The organism is Simiduia aestuariiviva (assembly GCF_014192475.1).
In the GTDB taxonomy this organism is placed as follows: Bacteria; Pseudomonadota; Gammaproteobacteria; order Pseudomonadales; family Cellvibrionaceae; genus Simiduia; species Simiduia aestuariiviva.
Genome location: NZ_JACHXZ010000001.1, coordinates 726,444 through 744,159, shown reverse-complemented (window position 1 = coordinate 744,159; position 17,716 = coordinate 726,444). Strand labels below are relative to the sequence as shown.

14 protein-coding genes are annotated in these 17,716 nt (G+C 52.7%); 5 read left to right on the top strand and 9 right to left on the bottom strand.

The features are described 5' to 3' along the window. Nucleotides 1–20: 20 nt before the first annotated feature. From FHS30_RS03400 to FHS30_RS03380, 5 genes are all read right to left on the bottom strand, one after another. A complete protein-coding gene (locus tag FHS30_RS03400) occupies nt 21–1,058 on the bottom strand; it encodes a lipase secretion chaperone (protein ID WP_183908311.1) in 1,038 nt (345 codons plus the stop codon). A 91-nt stretch (nt 1,059–1,149) separates the two neighbouring features. Then, entirely contained in the window at nt 1,150–2,139 is a 990-nt protein-coding gene (locus tag FHS30_RS03395) for a lipase family alpha/beta hydrolase (RefSeq protein ID WP_183908309.1), read from the bottom strand. A gap of 439 nt (nt 2,140–2,578) precedes the next feature. Further along, nucleotides 2,579–4,858 (bottom strand): NADP-dependent malic enzyme, encoded by a 2,280-nt coding sequence (locus FHS30_RS03390; RefSeq protein WP_183908307.1) that lies wholly within the window; start codon nt 4,856–4,858, stop codon nt 2,579–2,581. Nucleotides 4,859–5,084: 226 nt separating this feature from the next. After that, nucleotides 5,085–5,729, bottom strand: a complete 645-nt coding sequence (locus tag FHS30_RS03385) for a glutathione S-transferase (protein WP_183908305.1) — start codon at nt 5,727–5,729, stop codon at nt 5,085–5,087. Nucleotides 5,730–5,766: 37 nt separating this feature from the next. Beyond that, nucleotides 5,767–6,663 carry a hydrogen peroxide-inducible genes activator gene (locus FHS30_RS03380; RefSeq protein WP_183908303.1) on the bottom strand — a complete coding sequence of 299 codons (897 nt, stop codon included), beginning with the start codon at nt 6,661–6,663 and terminating at the stop codon, nt 5,767–5,769. Nucleotides 6,664–6,825: 162 nt separating this feature from the next. Between FHS30_RS03380 and ahpC the strand changes: the two genes are divergently transcribed. From ahpC to FHS30_RS03365, 3 genes are all read left to right on the top strand, one after another. Beyond that, entirely contained in the window at nt 6,826–7,389 is a 564-nt protein-coding gene (gene ahpC, locus FHS30_RS03375) for an alkyl hydroperoxide reductase subunit C (RefSeq protein WP_183908301.1), read from the top strand. 60 nt (nt 7,390–7,449) lie between these two features. Next, on the top strand, nt 7,450–9,060 hold the full coding sequence (gene ahpF, locus FHS30_RS03370) for an alkyl hydroperoxide reductase subunit F (RefSeq protein WP_183908299.1): 1,611 nt from the start codon (nt 7,450–7,452) through the stop codon (nt 9,058–9,060). Between the two features lie 133 nt (nt 9,061–9,193). After that, entirely contained in the window at nt 9,194–9,943 is a 750-nt protein-coding gene (locus FHS30_RS03365; RefSeq protein ID WP_183908297.1) for a substrate-binding periplasmic protein, read from the top strand. 9 nt (nt 9,944–9,952) lie between these two features. On the opposite strand, the gene FHS30_RS03360 is transcribed toward FHS30_RS03365, so the two are convergent. After that, nucleotides 9,953–11,278 (bottom strand): spinster family MFS transporter, encoded by a 1,326-nt coding sequence (locus FHS30_RS03360; protein ID WP_183908295.1) that lies wholly within the window; start codon nt 11,276–11,278, stop codon nt 9,953–9,955. A gap of 351 nt (nt 11,279–11,629) precedes the next feature. Between FHS30_RS03360 and FHS30_RS03355 the strand changes: the two genes are divergently transcribed. Together FHS30_RS03355 and FHS30_RS03350 are read left to right on the top strand one after the other, a co-directional pair. Next, nucleotides 11,630–13,489: a DUF885 domain-containing protein gene (locus FHS30_RS03355; protein ID WP_183908293.1), complete on the top strand. Its 1,860-nt coding sequence runs from the start codon at nt 11,630–11,632 to the stop codon at nt 13,487–13,489. Nucleotides 13,490–13,640: 151 nt separating this feature from the next. Beyond that, nucleotides 13,641–14,315: a UPF0149 family protein gene (locus FHS30_RS03350; RefSeq protein ID WP_183908291.1), complete on the top strand. Its 675-nt coding sequence runs from the start codon at nt 13,641–13,643 to the stop codon at nt 14,313–14,315. Nucleotides 14,316–14,389: 74 nt separating this feature from the next. Here FHS30_RS03350 and FHS30_RS03345 read toward each other — a convergent pair whose 3' ends face one another. From FHS30_RS03345 to FHS30_RS03335, 3 genes are all read right to left on the bottom strand, one after another. After that, complete coding sequence (locus FHS30_RS03345; RefSeq protein ID WP_183908289.1) at nt 14,390–15,007, bottom strand: glutathione S-transferase family protein; 618 nt, start codon at nt 15,005–15,007, stop codon at nt 14,390–14,392. Nucleotides 15,008–15,034: 27 nt separating this feature from the next. Further along, complete coding sequence (locus tag FHS30_RS03340) at nt 15,035–16,360, bottom strand: aminotransferase class V-fold PLP-dependent enzyme (RefSeq protein WP_183908287.1); 1,326 nt, start codon at nt 16,358–16,360, stop codon at nt 15,035–15,037. A 207-nt stretch (nt 16,361–16,567) separates the two neighbouring features. Further along, on the bottom strand, nt 16,568–17,653 hold the full coding sequence (locus FHS30_RS03335) for a c-type cytochrome (RefSeq protein WP_183908285.1): 1,086 nt from the start codon (nt 17,651–17,653) through the stop codon (nt 16,568–16,570). Nucleotides 17,654–17,716 lie beyond the last annotated feature (63 nt).

Sequence of the window (17,716 nt, the reverse complement as noted above, 5' to 3'; positions counted from 1 at the left end):
CTAGGCCACCTAGGCGACGACTACAGGCCAAGCTCTATGCTATCCAATGCCGCAATGCGAACCTGCTCGGCACCAGTGAAATGGTAGCGGCGCAAATCAAATAACAACTGCGGGTCTATGGGCTTGCTAACCATCAACGGCTGCAAGTCCAACCGATAGGCCGCCACCCTCGCCCGCCACTGGGCGCGCTCTGCGTCTCGCGCTTGCAATCTCTGTGCAACGTCGTCGCCAAACGCGTCCACCCGTGCGCGATATGCATCTTCGGATTGCGCCACGAGCAGCGCATCCTGCGCCAATGTTGATTGAAGCACGCGGTTGCGCTCTGCCTCGATACCCGCTTGTGAGTGCAGGTCAATGCTCTGTAGTTTTTCAGCGCGCGCCTCTTGGCTCAAGCTGTCGTCCTGCAGCACGGCCAAGCGCGCAATTAGTGCATCCTCCGACATATCCTCCGGCCCGAACAAGGCCTCTGATTGCGCATCGGTAAAATACAATTGGCGCGCCTGCCGCTCTGCGTGCTTCATGGCGCGAATCGCTTGTAAATTGAATCCATCGGCAGCATAAAGCTGCTCATAGTCATTGCGAATCACACCTTGTTGATTGCGAAACTGTACGTAGGCCTCCAACAACGCCTCTCCCTTCGCCAGCGCATCCGCCGTCAATTGTTCCGACAATGCGTGCCGAATACGAATTAACACCAGCTCAAGCGGTTCCTCACCCAATGCTGAAAGATAGTACTCAAACAAATTTCGAAGCTGGATATCGACAATCAATTCGCCATTGCTATCGATATTGAGGAGTGAGGGGCGAGGCACATCGGCGAGGGATGCCGGCAATGTAGACAGCAATACCTCATAGGCCGCTTGCTGCTCTGATGATTTTTCAAAAACCTGCTGTAGCGCTGCGGGCTCAAGTGCACGATGAGTCGTCGAACCTGATTGCACTACCTGGTCTGGGTAAGTCACATCCGCGCGGTTATCACTCACAAAAAAAACACCGTAAATGGCGATTCCCATTAGCCAAATGGATAACAACACAAGCAACCAGGTCGATTTCATCATAATCACGCTTACGTCACGCTTTCATCACGTTTAAGGTAACACCAGAGTCACGCGTAAATCGGTGGAACAATTAAGTCCCACCGCGTGGCGCTTATAGCCCTGCAGCCTTTAATCGGCGCGCATGGGAAACATATAACTGCACGGGATTGGTGGACCACAAACCCCGCAAACCAAACAGACCATTGATTTCGTCCATATGGTTCAAGGTGTAGTCATCGCGAATCACCTGCCCCATGTGCGACGAACAACGCCCCACAAGACCATCATTCGCCTCACCTATGGATAACCACGTCAAACCTAAAAACGCATCGGTTGGGTCTAGCACATTTGAGTCAAAGGCTGGCGTATAGGTGCCGCTCCAAGAGTAGTAACGCACGCCATTGACCACGCGTGGACCATCGTTAACCGAGTAATCTTTAACATAGTTTGGCCACCACCAGGAACCTGCATTATAAGTAGGCGTTTTCTTACAGCTGCCCTGGCGCAAGCCCTGTGGAAACTGTGCATTAAATGCATGCGCGCCCGCAGTGTTTAAAGAAGCAAGCGCACCCATGGCATTTTGCTGCTGCGAGCCGTCGCCAGAAAGCGCAGCCAACAGCGCACCCACTGCGTTGCCAATGGCCAGTGCCGGCCCTTCCAATGGCGAATCTTTAATAAGATCCGCCACCGGTGAACCAAAATGCGGGGAGCCCACAGAGGTAACCGATGCCACTAGGTCTGGCCGCACAGAGGCCACATAGCGGGCGGTAGGGCCACCTTGAGAATGACCGATTAAATTAACCTTTTGGGCGCCGGTCACGGCCAACAAATCTTCCACATAGGCTAACAACTCCTCGCCTCGTGCTTCATTGCTGGCGAATGCAGTTACTTGCGGGGTATACACAGCGGTAGCGCCCACATTGCGCAATGCGCCTTTCACACCGTAAAAATAATCGGCAAGAATGCTATCAAAGCCAGATAAACCATGGACCAAAACGATCGGGTGCTGAGTGCGGCCCGAAGTGTCGGCGGCGTGTGCAGAAGAAAAAGAAATAAACGAAAAAAGTATACAGGCGAGAGACATCGATAAGATGCGCTTCATGAGGGTGTCCTTATTTTTTTGCTTTTATTATGTTTGGCACATCGCGCAGACAACGGCGCGATATGTCATTGCTCACCTCCAATACAGCCTTGGATTGACATCATCCGAATTTCCGTGGTTTACCCCATTGTGGCTGGCCAAGCACCAGCACATACATCTACACAAACCATCCACGGTGGCCGCGAGAAAGTGAAAACACCATAGTCAGCGCAACTGCGCTTTACAATCATCTGCACGCACCTATTTGTGACGCATGAGTCACTGTTACCAAAGGAAACTGTGACTTTCGAGTCATCAAAAACGCTGCCCACATCACCGGTGACAAGTAACACTATTTTCATACGCGTGTACAAACTTACACTGAAAAATAAAAAAGGGCCCACGCGGCCCTTTTCTATTTTCGCAGTCAACACTGCTATTAGTGCAGATCGCGAAAGTATTACCCGTAATTGTGAACCGGCGTGCCCGCCAAGGCGGCGATGTTGAGGAGTCCACGGGCAGTAATCGTAGGCGAAACGATGTGCGCCTTGTTACCCATGCCCATCAAAATCGGCCCCACTTCCAATCCATCGGCACACACTTTTAAAATGTTGCGTGCGGCACTGGCTGCGTCGGCATTAGCAAACACCAACACATTGGCAGGATCGGTGAAACGCGCATTGGGAAAAATGCGGTTGCGCAAGTCAGGATCTAGCGCCACGTCTAACGTCATTTCACCTTCATAACTAAAGTCCAACGCCTGCGCATCCAACAAGGCAATGGCTTCGCGCATGACTTCACCCGAGCGAGACTGCATATTGCCAAATTGCGATTGCGAACACAGTGCAATACGCGGCGTCAGTCCGAAACGGCGCACATGGCGCGCCGCGGCAATGACAATATCGGCCACCTGCGCAGGTGTAGGCTCAGGGAACACATGGGTATCGGCAATGAACAGTGGTCCCTTTTCTTGTAGCATCAGCGATAAAGCGCCCACCGGTCGCAATTTGTCAGTGCCGATAATTTGCTGCACATAATTTAAGTGCCACAAATATTGCCCGAAGGTACCGCATATCATGCTATCGGCATCGCCGCGCTGAACGGCCACCGCGGCAATGGCCGTGGCGTTGGTACGCATGATGACCTTGGCGAGATCCGGCGTCACGCCTTTGCGTTGCATGAGCTCGTGGTAGCTGGCCCAATAGTCAGCGTAGCGATCGTCGTGTTCAGGGTTAATTAATTCAAAATCGCGCCCCGGTTTAATGTGTAAACCAAAGCGCTCCAACCGGCTTTCCACCACCTCGGGGCGACCAATCAGAATCGGCTTGTGATTCATTTCTTCGGTAATGGCCTGAGCCGCGCGCAGCACTCGCTCATCTTCACCCTCGGCAAAGATAATACGCCGCACCGCACTGCGGGCGACCTCGAATACAGGACGCATGATAAGTGCCGATTTAAATACCGAGCGATTCAGCGTTTCTTTATAGGCGGCCAAGTCGTCAATGGGTCGCACTGCCACACCGGTTTCCATAGCGGCCTTTGCCACGGCACAGGCCACCGTCGCCAACAGGCGCGGGTCGAAGGGCTTGGGAATTAAATAATCGGCGCCAAATTTGAGGTTCTCGCCTTTGTAAGCGGCGGCGGCTTCAGCGCTGGTAGATGCACGCGCAAGCGCGGCAATGCCTTCGACGCAGCCGATTTCCATGGCGTCGTTAATTTCTGTGGCACCCACATCCAGCGCACCGCGAAAAATAAACGGAAAGCACAGTACGTTGTTAACTTGGTTCGGAAAGTCGGACCGGCCTGTGGCGATGATCGCATCGGGACTAACGGCACGGGCCTCGTCGGGCATAATTTCTGGTGTGGGATTGGCCAGCGCAAAAATAATTGGGCGCGCCGCCATCTGCTTAACCATGTCTGGTTTTAACACGCCCGGGCCGGATAAACCTAAAAACAAATCGGCGCCCGCGATCACGTCGTCAAGCGTGCGCAGATCACTCGCCTGGGCAAATGCCGCCTTTTGCTCGGTCATTTCTTTGCTGCGCCCCTGATAAACCAGCCCTTCAATATCACACAGCCAGATATTTTCGCGGTTCACCCCCAGCTTCACCAACATGTTCAGGCACGCTATGCCCGCGGCACCGCCACCGGTGGACACCACTTTGATGTCGCCAAAATTTTTACCTGCCACATGCAACGCATTGGTGACTGCGGCACCCACCACGATGGCCGTGCCGTGTTGGTCGTCGTGGAACACGGGAATATTCATGCGCTCGCGGCACAATTTTTCCACAACAAAGCAGTCGGGCGCTTTGATGTCCTCCAGATTGATGGCACCGAAGGTGGGTTCAAGCGCCGTCACAATATCCGCCAATTTTTCAGGATCGGATTCGTTCACTTCAATATCAAAGCAATCGATGTTGGCAAACTTTTTAAACAGTACCGCCTTGCCCTCCATGATGGGCTTAGACGCCAAGGGCCCTATGTTGCCAAGCCCCAATGCTGCTGAACCGTTGCTTACCACCGCCACAAGATTGCCGCGCGCCGTGTATTTCGCCGCCGCCGCTGGATCTGCGACAATTTCCATACACGCCTCTGCCACACCGGGAGAATAGGCGCGCGCTAAATCGCGGCCGTTAGCCAATGGTTTAGTGGCGCGAATTTCTAGCTTGCCGGGCTTTGGAAACTCATGGTAATCCAGCGCGGGATGGCGGCTGGGCGCTTGGCGATCGTCAGACATGAAAACCTCTGTATTAGCAAATGGCAGCGCTGCAGTTGGCGCTCGAACCACCCGACGGGCGGTGCGGAAAAATAGCCGTACAGAATAGCATTTACCAAGGCTCAGGCTTAGCCCTTCTATTGGGCCAATTGGCCATTTTGGGTGGGTCCAGTGGTAGTGCGCGAATCAGAAGGCATCGCGCCAGTAACCGTCGAGAGCAAGGCACCGGTTGGTGCCACGGCGCGGTTTAGCGGCCAAAAACCTCGGGCGGCGCACCGGGTACCCAAGGGGTATATTTCTTCATGCACTGTAAGAATAACGAGGCGGCAAGCCAGTGATCCAACCAGCGTCGAACATGGTGGTAGGGACTGTGATCAAACCAGGTGCGATCCACGTGCGCAAACTGACGAACAAAGGGCATAACACCCAAATCCAACCAGCTGGGGTCCGCGCCCAATAGGTATTCACCTGCGGACTGCTTAAGCTGAGCCTCAAGTCTGGCTAAAAATTGTTCGCCGCGCTCACGATAGTAAGCCGCCGACTGGTCCGGATAACGGTCCGCGTATTTATAGCGATCGAGCCAATGCTTAAACTGCTGATCGTTGTCATCCAACCAATCCTGCAAGAGCGAATCCGCTACGCGCGCCATCGGATGGTCCGGGCGCTGTGCAAAGGCCCATGCCATGATGTCTCGACTCTCATCAATCACCGCGCCATCGGGCAGTATCAGCACCGGCACAGTGCCCTTAGGTGACGCCGCCAACAGCGCCTCCGGTTTGTTGCGCAACACCACCTCGCGCAATTCCACCGCGCACTGTGTGGCCAGCAGGGCGAGCCGCGCACGCATGGCGTAAGGGCAGCGACGAAAGGAGTACAAAACGGGAAGGGTCATAGAAAAATCACACGCAATCTCAACACATTATTTACCACTAGCGAGCCATCAGCGCGCTCTTGCAGACAGCCATCAGTGCTTCGACACTGGCCAAACGCGAATAATTCGGGCGCACGATAAACGCAATTCGCCGATGAGGGCTGGGCTCTTTTAAGTGCACGGCCGATAGCTGATCATTGTGCGCTATCAGCGATTCCAGTGCCATCGCCGGCACGAGGGTGGTGCCCAGCTGCCCTATGACCATCTGGATCAGCGTGTTTAAGCTGGTTGCGCCAAACCCGTGATTTGCCGTTTGATTACCCAACTTGCACGCCTCGAGAATGTGGTCCTTTAAGCAGTGGCCTTCCTTTAACAACATCAATTTCGCTTGATCAAGTTCTCGGCTGGCAATTTCACGCTGGTTACTTTTCACCTGACTTTTGTGGGCCACCCAGTAGAAGTCTTCCTCCCAAAACTCAAATGCCAGCAGGCCTTCGTGGGGAAAGGGTAAGGCCAATACCGCGGTATCAATCTCGCCAGTGCGAACCATATCCACCAACTGGTGGGACTGCTCCTCTACCACACTGAGCGAAAACGCTGGATAGGCCGCATTCAGCTCCGACAAAATCTTCGGCAATAGATAAGGTCCGATGGTCGGGATCAAACCCACCGACATGGGGTAGCTGAGCGGCGCCTTTTGAATATCCGCCAAGCGCTCCAATTCGCGGGTTTGCTGCACAATGCCCTGCGCCCTGCGCAGCACCTCCTGGCCCAGCGGCGTCACCAGCACTCGCTTGTTATCGCGCTCAAAAATCTGCACTCCCAACTGCTTTTCCAGCTCGGTCAATGCGGTACTCAAGGCCGATTGACTGACGTGGCAAGCTTCCGCAGCCCTTTTGAAATGCAGCGTTTTTTCCACGGCCAGCGCGTAGGTCAATTGTTTCAGCGAAATCATCTAGCACTCCGGTCTTAATCGTGGGCGAATCCCAAGAAACCCATAATCAGTTTTTTAGAACATAAAGTACAATTTATTAAATTATACTAATCGATAGCCTCTACCTATAGTTGCCTCCGTTCCCAAACAAACCCTTTGAACATACCAACAAGGAGGCGCCTCATGGCCCTGATCAACACTAAAATCAAACCCTTCCAGGCTACCGCGTACAAAAACGGCGAGTTCATCGAGGTATCCGACACCGACCTGCAGGGCAAGTGGTCAATATTTTTCTTTTACCCCGCCGACTTCACCTTCGTGTGCCCCACCGAGCTCGGTGATGTAGCCGACCACTACGACGAACTGCAAAAGCGCGACGTTGAAGTCTACTCAGTCTCAACGGATACCCACTTCACGCACAAAGCGTGGCACGACTCCTCAGAGACCATCGGCAAGATCAAATACACCATGATCGGCGACCCGACCGGCACAATTACCCGCAACTTCGACGTCATGCGCGAATCCATGGGCTTGGCCGATCGTGCGACCTTCGTGGTTGATCCAGACGGCATCATTCAGGCCATGGAAATCACCGCCGAAGGCATCGGTCGCGATGCAGAAGATTTGTTGCGCAAAGTCAAAGCGGCGCAATACGTGGCCGCCAACCCTGGCCAAGTGTGCCCTGCCGCGTGGAAAGAAGGCGAAGCGACACTCGCCCCCTCTTTGGACCTGGTCGGAAAAATCTAAATCGACTTTTGGGCTTCTTCGGGAGCCCACACAATTTTCACGCAATACAGGAGCGCCACCGTGTTAACACCCGATCTTTTAAAGGCCCTTACGCAATACACTGCGTCAATGCAGAAATCCATTTCCTTCGTGTTGCAGTCCGGTGAGCACAGCAAGCGCGCCGAGTTGCTAAAGTTTCTATCCGATTTCAGCAGCGTCAGTAATAGACTTTCGGTGCAAGAGCGCGACGCCAATCTACGCAGTCCACTCACCTTCGCCCTTGAGGTAGACGGCGCAGACAGTGGTATTCAATTTTCAGGCATCCCCGGTGGCCACGAATTTAATTCTCTGGTATTGGCTGTACTGCAGGCCAGCGGTTCCGCCATAAAATTAGACGCCAGCTTGCAAAACCTGATTAAAAACGTGCAAGACACGCTGCACTTCGAAATCTTTATTAGTCTAAGCTGTCACAACTGCCCCGACGTTGTGCAGGCGCTTAATCAATTCGCACTGCTAAACGGCAACATCAGCAGCGAAATGATTGACGGCGGACTGTATCAAGATCTGATCGCGTCCCGCGACATTCAAGGTGTGCCCAGCGTTTATCTAAACGGCGAATTATTTGCCAACGGTAAAGTAGACGCCGCGCAATTAATCGAGAAACTAATCGCCCGCTATCCCTATCTGGCTAAGGCCAACAATGAGGAACAATTGCCCCTGCAAGATGTGACTGTCATCGGCGGCGGCCCCGCGGGCGTAAGTGCAGCCATTTACAGCGCGCGCAAGGGATTAAAAGTCACACTGATTGCGGATCGCATTGGTGGCCAAGTAAAAGACACCATGGATATCGAAAACCTCATTGGCACGCGAAAAACTACGGGGCCCGAGTTGTCGGGTGCCTTACAAGCACACATGCATGAGTACGACATTACCCTTAAAGAACACTTAAAAGTTAATGAGATCAGCGGTACAGAAATAAAAACCGTCACGCTTTTATCCGGCGAAACCATTCACACCAAAACCGTGATCGTAGCCACCGGTGCCAAATGGCGAGAACTGGGCATACCCGGAGAAAGGGAGAATATAGGCAAGGGCGTCGCCTACTGCCCACATTGTGACGGCCCCTTTTTCAAAGGCAAGGATGTGGCTGTTATTGGCGGTGGCAACTCGGGTATCGAAGCGGCTCTCGACTTAGCGGGCATCGCTAACTCCGTCAACGTATTCGAATTTATGCCGACACTTAAAGCCGACAAGGTATTGGTCGACAAGGCCGAAAGCAAAGCCAACATCACCATTCATCGAAACGTCGCCACTAAAGAAATAACCGCCAGTGACGGCAAGGTCAATGCACTGGTGTACACCGATCGCGGCACCCAAATAGAGCACTCGCTGCCACTACAGGGCGTTTTTGTTCAAATTGGATTGGTGCCCAACAGCGCATTTCTAGGTGACCTGGTAGAGCGCACACGCTTTGGTGAAATAGTTGTAAACGAGCGCTGCCAAACATCAGTGCAGGGCGTCTACGCCTGCGGCGACGTAACCACGGTGCCCTATAAGCAAATCGTTATCGCCATGGGGGAAGGCGCGAAAGCTTCACTGTCGGCCTTTGAGTATCTACTCAAGGAAAGCGACCGCCTAGAAACGCTCCATCAGCCTGAGGACAAGGTCGCCCCCACCGCACTTGCGTCTTAAATTGGATAATTCATTGGCCGGGCTTTGCCCGGCCCTGTCTTGCAAATAACTGTACTAAATCGGCGCCTGCCCCTTTTGCCTGCTAGTCTTAAGCTATCTCAGTTGTCACGATTTGGTTGGGACTCAAGGCCTTATGGAAAAACGCTACTTAGTGGCTATGATCGGCTGCTTGATGGTTGTAGCCAGCGCGTTTGCGGGGCCGGCACATCGACTAGACCAACTTACCTACCTGTCGGAAAACTCTCCGCCCATGAATTTTTTGGATAACGGCGAGTTCAAAGGCATTGCCGTTGACCTGTTAGAGCGGACCACCCGCGTGGCAGGCACACCCGTGCACCGCGACAAAGTAAAAATACTCCCTTGGGCCCGAGCGTATCGCGCGGCAATCAGCGGCCCAAATAAGGTCATTTTTGCCATTTACCGCACCCCCGAACGCGAAGCGCTTTTTAAGTGGGCGGGCCCGTTTGATGCCAACAGTCTGGTATTGGTGGCCAAAAAAAATCGTAAAATTAAAATCACTCAGCTCAGTCAGCTCAATAAATTTGTGGTGGGAGCCCAACGTGAAGACGCTGCCGAAATTCACCTCCGCAATCTGAGTTTAGATGAAATGGTACTCACACTAACGGTCTCACCACTACAGCTTGCGCGCATGATGCAGGCTGATCGCATCGACATATGGGCCGGCGGCGTTCACGGTATCAATGCTCACCTCGCCATGATTGGGGCCGCGCCGGAAGATTTTGAGGTGGTCGGTACGTTACACAAAGCAGACCTCTACTTTGCCTTCAGTCGCGATGTTGATGACGCCTTAGTAGATCGCTTTCAGCAATCACTTGAAAAAGTGCTTTCCCAGCAAGCAGGCGCCACCAAAGCATCGCACTGACATGAATGGTCACTTACTTTTCATATTCGCAAGTTCTATTGGGTAAGTTCGGCTCGCCAAATAAAAACACAATGCAGCGAGCGAACCACAGATCACAACCGCGCAGAGCATCGCATAGCGCAAGCCTTCTAGCCCTAGGCTTGCTCCGAACACATCGCTCAAACCACCAATAATAACTGGCCCCATCCCCAAACCAACGATATTGATCACTAAAAATAACAACGCAGATCCCATTGCTCGCATCCGATTGTCGGCCAAATTATGCGTAACCGCGATCGCAGGGCCCATGTAGCCCGTCATAATACTGCCGGGCACAATGTACATAAGCAGCGCATTCAATTTGGTTTCAATTAGCAGGGTCATCGACAACAAGGGTACGCATAACAGTAGGATGCACATGGGAATCCAGAGCGACCAACGGACATTTTTTTGACTGAGTCGGTCGGCGATAAAACCGCCAGAAAAGGTGCCCAGCGCACCACCCACACCCGCGATTAACGCTAGCCAACTACCGATTTCTCCGGTGCCCATTCCATGACTTCGCACCAGAAAGGACGGCATCCAATTTGCCAAACCGTAGCCAACAAAGCTACTCAAACCCGCACCTAAAGCCAGCCAACGCACGGTTCGAGAACCCCAAAAATGCTTAATAACCTGTAGCATAGGAATGCTGATCGCGACTGCATTTGTATCGCCTGCGCTCGACTCTCCCCCCGCCGCGCTATCCGCACCGCCACGCCGAGGCTCTGTCACCGTATACTTCAATAGTAAGGCGACCACTAACCCCGGTGCCGCCACCGCCCAAAGCGCAACGCGCCAACCGTACAGTTCATTGAGCCAGCCCCCCATCAGCAATCCGACGAGTATTCCAACATTGATCCCCAGCGAATAGGTCGCCATTGCGGTAGCCCGTCGCTCTTGAGGAAAGATATCCGAAATCATCGAATGGGCCGGTGGGCTGCAACCCGCCTCGCCGACGCCTACGCCAATGCGCGCCGCCAATAACTGCCAATAATTTTGCGCGACACCACACAACGCCGTCATCGCACTCCACAAGGTGATTGCCCACGCAATAATATTGCGCCGCTTGCCACTATCGGCCCAACGCGCAATGGGGATGCCAAACCCCACATAAAATATGGCAAAGACAAACCCGTTCAGAACGCCCAACTGGGTATCAGACAAGCCAAATTCCAGCTTAATAGGCTCCTGGAGTATCGAAATAATTTGTCGGTCGACAAAATTAAACACATAAGCCAAGGTGAGCAAGGCAAGCACATAGAGGCGGTAATTAGGATTTTGATAGCGTAATTGATTAACAGATGCACCAGGCATAGGAAGCTAGATCCCTTAGGTATTATCTAATTATTGTGATTCACGCACCATGTAGCTTCTGCACTGCAACCACGGCCACTGATTCAATTCTAGTTATATACCACAATCATTTAAGTAAGTCTGTGCAATAAGCAGCCTGCCGGCGCCTCAATATCAAATGCGTTTCGAGTGCGTAGGCCATCCATCGCAGGTGCGCCTCAGGACAATACCCGTAGCGTCACAAGGACATCGCAACCACGAGCAATGGTCAGTATTTACCCACGTGACTCGTCAGGACATCTCTATTAGGCTTGATGGCAAGAAAGCTAACCGTCTATCAAGGACGCAATTCAACAACTCGAAGGAATTGACATGGGCTCGCTAAAACTAACTTTTACCCTCACGTGTCTACTCGCCCTCGCCGGCTGTAACGACAAGGTCGCAGATAGCGCCGAGCAAACCGCCACTCCAAGTGCACAAACAACACTCGATGCGCTATATGCCAAAACCAGTGAGCGACTACTCCTAGCCAGCCCACTGCTGGCCACACTACTGGGATTGACGCCGGAAGAGGCAGGCCACTATTACGCCGACAAGTTAGACCGATATGATCCTGCGACTGAGGCAGCCCTGCGCAGCGACTTGCGTAAATTGTTGAAGGCGATTGAAGCTGTGGACACGCGCACCGCGAGCGCGCAAGTAAAAGATAACCAACAAGTGATGGCCTCTATCGTTAGATACTTTGCCGGCCATCCTGATTTTCCCATTGGCTATATCGACACTTGGATGGGCCTATCGCCATACGTGGTCAACCAAATTAATAGCCCATTGCTTAAAGTGCCGCGCTTTATGCAGATCGGTAAGCCACTTCGAAACGAACGAGATGCGCTTGACTACATCGCTCGGCTGAATCAATTCGATGCAATGGTCGACTCAGTGTTGGCCAAATTAGACGCCGATGTTAAGCGCGACTGGATCGCACCCAAAGTCACGCTACAGGGCGCGGTTAATTTCCTACATAATTTTCAAAAATCACCACCCGCCGACCATTCGCTTGTCTCCAATCTGCGCACTAAGCTCGCGGATGTTGAAAGCATAAGCGAACAACGACAACGCGAACTCGTTGATCAAGCTGTTGTCGCCATGACTAACGTGGTCTATCCCGCCTACACCAAAGCCGCCCAGCGCGTCGCCGAGCTGCTGCCAAAAGCACGTGAGGAATCCGGTATTTGGGCACAGCCCAACGGCGATGCCTACTACCAAGACGCGATCCGAATGCTGGGCGACAGCGACCTCACCGCAGAGCAAATTCACCAGTTAGGTCTGGACGAAGTCAACCGCATAAGCACCGCTATGGATCGCATTCTCCGCGCCAACGGCTACACCGAAGGTAGCGTCGGCGAGCGCATGAACACGCTCAATGAAGAACCGCGTTTTCTGTACGCCGATAGCGATGTAGGTCGAGCCGAACTGATAGCATCTCTCAATAGCTACATTGCTGATATCACTGAAAAAATGAAGCCATACTTCAACACCGTGCCACCCTATGCGGTAGAAGTGCGCGCATTTGCTAAAGAAGATCAAGAAGGTGCACCTGGCGGTCAATACAGTCCGCCCTCTGTTGATGGCAGTAAGCCCGGCATCTATTGGATTAACCTGCGAAATATGAAAGAGAACCCCAGCTATGGTTTAAAAACACTGACCTATCATGAAGCCTTGCCTGGGCACCATTTGCAAATTGCGTTAAATCTTGCTCAAGATGAACTGCCATTTTTGCGGCGTATCGCCCCCTACAACGCCTACATAGAGGGATGGGCACTGTACAGTGAGCGGGTGGCTGCCGAAATTGGCATGTATGAAACCGATCCCTTCAGTAATTTAGGCCGCCTGCAGGCGGAACTGTTTCGCGCGGTGCGTTTAGTAGTCGACACCGGCATTCACCACAAACGCTGGACTCGCGAACAGGCCATCGACTACATGGCCAAAACCACCGGTACTGCGGAGTCCGATGTGATTGCGGAAATCGAGCGCTACATGGCGTGGCCCGGACAGGCCTTAGGTTACAAATTGGGGCAACTCAAAATACTCGCATTGCGTGAAGAAGCTAAGCAGGCACTGGGTGAAAAATTTGATTTAGCAGAATTTCACGACCTTGTGCTTTTAGGCGGCGCCGTACCCATGAGCGTACTGGATGCAAAAGTGAACGCGTGGATTGTGACTAAGCAGGGCTAAGACCCAATGCGCAGGCCGTCATCTGTACCATTAACGCCCCTTTGATAGGGGCTTTTCTATTCGTATAAATACACAATCAAGAACATCTCACGCACAGATAGCTGCGCTAAATTGTGTACAATAGCCGGCAAACGCTCCAAGGGATAATCCAGTGCTCAACGAAAACCTTACCGATGCCGACTTAGCCTTCATCGATGACATGCTCGAAAAATACGGCTGCGACGATTCCATCGGCAATTTTTCCGAACTCGATGGCTTTTTGACGGCACTGGCATCTGGGCCTGACATGCTACTGCCAAGCCAGTGGATGCCATGGATTTGGGGCGACGAGGAGGATCAACCCACCTGGCAATACGAACACGAAGCCACACAATTTTTTGAAATTTTGATCAATGCCATGAATCGCAATAGCACCGCCTTGATGGACAAGCCAAGCGAATTTCAACCCATGTTTGAAAGTATTGCCGGCACTGAAGAAGGCGGCGATCAATGGTTTTTGGCACCTTGGTGCTTAGGCTATTTACGCGCAGTATTTATTAGCGACTGGCCAGACCTGCCCGAAGACTTCGATCATTGGCTTGCCTTAATTGAACAGCAAAGTTTCCAGCAACACGCGGAAGAACTGGCGGCACAGGACGAGGACGCGCAAGCAGAAATGGCCGGCGAGCTGACCATTGCAGCATTAATGCTACACCGCTATTGGTTAGAGCAACGCCTGCCTGTGGACTCGCCGACAGAAACCTTACGCAGGGGCCCGAAAGTCGGCCGCAACGACCCCTGCCCCTGTGGCAGCGGAAAAAAATTCAAACAGTGTTGCCTGCACTAGCGTTCGGGCAATTGCTTAAATCAATAAAAAGCCGCCAACTTGGCGGCTTTTTATTGACAGCTAGGCTATCAACGTTAACTTCGCGACTGATAATACCCGGCTACTTTTTCTAAATGGCTGATACGCTCAATATGCGCCGCCACCCGTGGCGCCACTTCCTGCACCAGCATTTGTGGCACGTGGTCTAACTGACCAGAACTCAGCCATTTAGCAAATACGAATACCTTTAGGTCGGCAATGGTGACGCGATTATCCGCAAAATATTCACCGCCTTGTTTAGCGAGTCGATCGTCCAACCATTTTAAGTAGGTGCTGAAAACACCCGCTACCAATTGCTCACGAGCGGTTTTCAATTCATCGCCACTCATCCCAAAGGTTGCCACGATCTTGTGGCTAACATCTTCAACCGCATCCATCACCTCATCACACAGAAGCGCTTGATAGTCATCCTTTGGATACAATCCTGCCTGCTTTCCGAAATATCGACACAACGCGTTGGATTGGGTAATTACTTCGCCATCTATGGTCACCGTTGGCACTTGGCCAAACGGTGTTTGTTTACGCACTTCGGCAAACTCGCTAAAGGGAAAACGGTGGTCTTCGAAGGCTATACCTGCGAAGTGTAACGCCAACCGAATGGGTTCTCCCCGACCACCGTTAACATCGAAATAAGTCACCTTGATTGTTGACATACGCATATCCTTTTGTTGATAGAAACCTTAGCCTAAGGTCGAAATTTCCTTAAGCGCCACATCAATTTCCTGCTCATTATTAAGCAGCGATGGCGCAAAGCGCGCATAGCTATTTCGATATGGTGTCGCGCTCATGATAATTCCCTTTTTGTGCATATGCTCTACCACCGCTTCGGCCGGCATGCCTTGCACATCAAAACACACCAAACCAGAGGACAACGCTGACGCCAGAGGCGTATACAGGGTCACATGCGGCATGGCAGACAAGCCCTGTTTGGTATAGGTGTTCAATTGGTGAATGCGCTTTTGCACATTGGCTTTACCCAATTGCAAATGCAGCTTAAATGCTTCGGGCAATGCCCACCGGTGTTCGAAAGAATGAAAGCCGCCAGGCGACATGTGTTCGCCCATGGGCACTTGATCTTGCGTCAGGTTGCCGAGCCAAACATCGTAAGAGCCGCTAAAACTGGGAATCACCGGTTCACTCTGGCTCCATGCACGCTCGTTGCCCCAAATAACTCCAGTGCCGCGCGGGCCAAATATCCACTTGTGCGTGCCCGCTACAAAAAAATCGCAGCCAAGGGTGGTCACATCGATATCTTCTATGCCAAAACCGTGCACACCGTCGACACAAAAAATAATTTGCCGATTCGCTTTACGCTTTTTATTGAGCGACGCAATGGCGTCGGCCATGGCTCGAATGGGCAATTTAACGCCAGTCGACGAGTGCACCCAGGTTGCCGCCACTACCTTTGTCTGCTGATTGACCGCCGCAGTTAATCGCTTAACCACATCAGCCGTATTGACCAACGCAGGATTATCGTAGAGTGCGATGCGCCGAACGCTACCGCCGCTGCGCTTAGCTCTGTGCGCCAGCGACATATCCGTGGAGTAGTGGTCGTGTACCGTTTGTAGAATTTCATCGCCCGATTCTAATTGTAGGCCACTGTAAATCAGCCCAAGGCCCATGGTAGTGCTATCCGTCAGCGCTATCTGCTCGGCCTTTCCGCCCATGTAGTCGGCGGCCGATTGGCAAATGTCGCGGTCGATAGTTAAAAAATGTTGGTGCCAATAGTCAGAGGGATTTTCATCAAAGGCGCGGCGGTGCTTTTCAATGGCATCGCTCACAGGCCTGGGGTGCGAGGCCAACAAAAATGTCGATAATTGAATGTATTTTTTTGTCAGCGGAAATAAATTTCGCAGTGCAACCCAGTCAGCCGGCTTAATCATCGCCGCTGGGCTTCCAGCCGCTAAGGGGGTCGTGCCTGTGGCGCTGGCCGCCGCCAGCTGCGGCGCGATGACGCTCGCACCTACACCCAATCCCAGCCCCGTTAAAAATTGACGTCGTAGCATGTGATTCTCCTTTTCACTCAAAACGGACGCCAGTCAAGCCCCAAGTGCAAGCGCCCACACGCGCATCAGTATAAGGTGATGCCAGAGAATCCAAACCTCTAAATTTGCTATATGTAGGTCAATTGTTAGCGCTGAGTGAAGTATCTCGCAACATTACTTTGCATAGATCTAAGAATTTTGTGTGAGCGCGTTCGCACTACAGCACCGCTACTCACTCGCCTCTTTGACATCGCCGCGCATTACGGGAAAACCCAATTCCATCCAACCAAAAATGCCTTCATATAACACGGCCGTTTTGGTAAAGCCCCGATCGCGCAATTTGCCAATCACATAATCTGCCGCAGCACGTGGGCATGAGCAGTAGGCGACGATTTGCACATCCCTGGGCAGCAGTTCTGCAATGCCATCAAAATTAGAGTAATACGGCATAGGGAAAGACCCTTCGATGTGCGCCATCTGCCAGACGGATGTCACGCGCGTGTCCAGCAAAATCATGCGCTGCTTGGCCGCGAGAGCGGCATTTAGATCCGCCGCCGACACATAGAGATCGTCGGTCAACACAAAGCTCGGCTCATCACCTTCGGGATTGATAACAAACTGATCGGGGCTGGGCAGTTGCTTTAACACCGGCGCCGTTTGTTGCCAGCCGCCGGCACGCGAACGCAAAAAGGCGGTGACATTGTCGATATCAGCTGCAGACAGGCGATCTTTAAAGGCCACCATAGGCGTACCATCGCGGCCATGGGTAATCGCGTAGCGGTAGAATTCATCTGAGTTGTGGGCCAGTGCTGAAGGGTTGCCCAAGGCCGGCGCATTCACACCTTCACCTTCTTTGCCATGGCAGTCGGCGCAATGTTGTTGATACAGTTCGCCACCGCGCGCCACATCGCCATGCACGGGTTTGGTACTGATCGGCACTCGGGTGGCACCGGATTGCTCAAACAACCAGTAGGTTAAGTCCCAGGTTTCATCCAGCGTCAGCGGCCCGCCCATTTCATCCAGATAGCCGCCCATGGCGGTGCCCTGCCGACCGTAAGACAGCGGCCGCAATACCGCGTGCGGGATGCCCGATTCGAACAAGCTTTTGCTGCGTAAAGACGGCGCGTGATCGTTGACGTAACCCTGCCGATCGGCACCATGGCACAACACACAGTACTTCTGGTAATTCGCCGCCGCCCGCTCGCTCTGCTCGGGGGTTAAGGTGCGGATGCGTGGCAGGTCGATGGCGAAGAGGCCTTGAACCATGAATAAAGTCATCAGTGCCACCCATAGGCGATGAGTGCGTAACGCCATAACCTGTTTTCCTTGCGCGCTGGGGTGACAGGCTAGCCACCCGTTCGTTAAAAAGACGCAGCA